General features: G+C 42.1%; 2 protein-coding genes and 1 pseudogene. 2 read left to right on the top strand and 1 reads right to left on the bottom strand.

Translation table 11 applies throughout. The features are described from left to right. Window positions 1-423 precede the first annotated feature (423 nt). Together F6J94_RS33590 and F6J94_RS33595 are read left to right on the top strand one after the other, a co-directional pair. Complete coding sequence (locus F6J94_RS33590) at window positions 424-645, top strand: hypothetical protein (RefSeq protein ID WP_293048228.1); 222 nt, start codon at window positions 424-426, stop codon at window positions 643-645. Beyond that, window positions 633-1,034 carry a type II toxin-antitoxin system VapC family toxin gene (locus F6J94_RS33595; protein WP_293048232.1) on the top strand — a complete coding sequence of 134 codons (402 nt, stop codon included), beginning with the start codon at window positions 633-635 and terminating at the stop codon, window positions 1,032-1,034. Before F6J94_RS33590 ends, F6J94_RS33595 begins: the two co-directional genes overlap by 13 nt. Window positions 1,035-1,146: 112 nt before the next feature. Here the strand turns inward: F6J94_RS33595 and F6J94_RS33600 are convergent. Beyond that, window positions 1,147-1,596 (bottom strand): annotated as a pseudogene (locus F6J94_RS33600) (DUF29 domain-containing protein). Window positions 1,597-1,743: the final 147 nt, after the last annotated feature.

Below are 1,743 nucleotides of genomic sequence, written 5' to 3' on the forward strand. Positions count from 1 at the left end.
TATTATTCCTAATCCTGATGGTATATGATGCAGTAGCTGCGCAGAAAGTTGCCTGAAATCTCACTAATGGTATACTCCCTTCAAAATTACTACTCCTAGTCTGCCTCCTCAGTCAGACTTTAGCAGTACCCGATGGGGTACCTTGGTTTTAGGGAACAGGGAATAGGGACTTCGGAGCAGGGAACAGCGGAGCAGGGAACAGCGGAGCAGGGAACAGGGAACAGGGAACCCACCCCTAACCCCTCCCAGGAGGGGAAGTTAGGGAAGAGGGAAAAAATCTTGTGTACCTCATTAGAATAGAAAACGCTATAGTTTGGGCAATCCTTGCAATTGCTCCTCCCGAGTATTTTTCATGCTAATTTTGGAGATGGAGAAATGCTTTGTATTCCCATCCAACATTAGCGTTTAAAGTAGGAAATACCAATGCTTAAAAGCTATGAAGCCATTATCGAAAATGGTCAAGTTCAATGGTTAACAGATGCACCCAAAGTATCCAAAGCTCGTGTAATTGTGACGATTCTTTCCGATACTGAACCAAAAGTATTGCGCCGGACTCCCCCTGCGTCGATTGCGGGTAAAGGTAGAACTTTGGGGGATTTGGTCACTTCCGTCGTTGAGGAACAAGATTGGGAATGTCTCAAGTAATCGTCCTTGATACCCACATTTGGATATGGTTTATTAATCAAGAGTTCGAGCGATTTCCAGCTCACTGGCGAGACGTTCTCGAAACTTCTGAGGTAGTAGGTGTTTCACCTGTATCTTGTTATGAAGTTGCTTTAGCAAAACAACGGGGGCGGCTGCAACTACCCTGCACTGCCGAACGCTGGCTTCAAGAGGCTTTGGAGCCATCGGGTATTACATTGTTTCCGATAACTGCACAAATCGCTTACAAAGCGGTCAACTTATCTCCAGTCCATAAAGACCCATTTGACCGTTTGATTATTGCTACAGCACTTGTTTATAAGGCTAAACTAGCCAGTATAGATGGCTTATTTTCTAAGTATTCGGAACTCGATACATATTTGATGAAGTAGATAAAATCCATCATCTACGAGTCACACCCACAGTTTAGAACAATTGGGTGTGACTCGTGTAGGGAATTGCTCATCGCTCTTTAGGGTTCTAAGGATAATATTAATTTATTTATCAATTTGGAAACCAATCCTTATCCAGTAATTCTCCCAAGGAATAAGGACATTGTTCAGGTAGAGACTTAAGCTGAGTTTTCTTCTGGACAATCAATAAAGCGTTTTGGTATATTTTGGGTAATTCATCAGCTAAGTAATTTCGTAAATTAGTGGTAAGTTTATCCTCTAGTTGAACTCGAAAGGTAATAATTTACCCCGCCCAGTGATTAGCATTTCTCCCCCTCTCTGCTTCCCAAAATTGGTACAACAGTAGATGAATAATTATCTGTAATAGTAAACTTTTAACAGCATTTCGTTCGCTGCGTCCCAAGGCTTCTAATTCCTCGATTAAGTTGTCATAATCTAATTCTTCTAATTGACGATTTTTCAGTAGCTTAACTGTTTCAGTTAACCACTGATCGTACTCAGTTTCATAAAGTTGTTTTAAGTCACGTATCTGAGATTTCATCAGCAAAGGGAATAGGGAGTAGGGAGTAGGGAGTAGGGAGTAGGGAGTAGGGAGTAGGGAGTAGCTGATAAGGGTAGGTTTTTAACAAAGACCTCAGGTGTGGGGTTTGGGGTGTGGGGTGTGGGGTGTGGAGTATAAGAAAATTTA

This window comes from Moorena sp. SIO1F2, assembly GCF_010672755.1.
In the GTDB taxonomy this organism is placed as follows: Bacteria; Cyanobacteriota; Cyanobacteriia; order Cyanobacteriales; family Coleofasciculaceae; genus Moorena.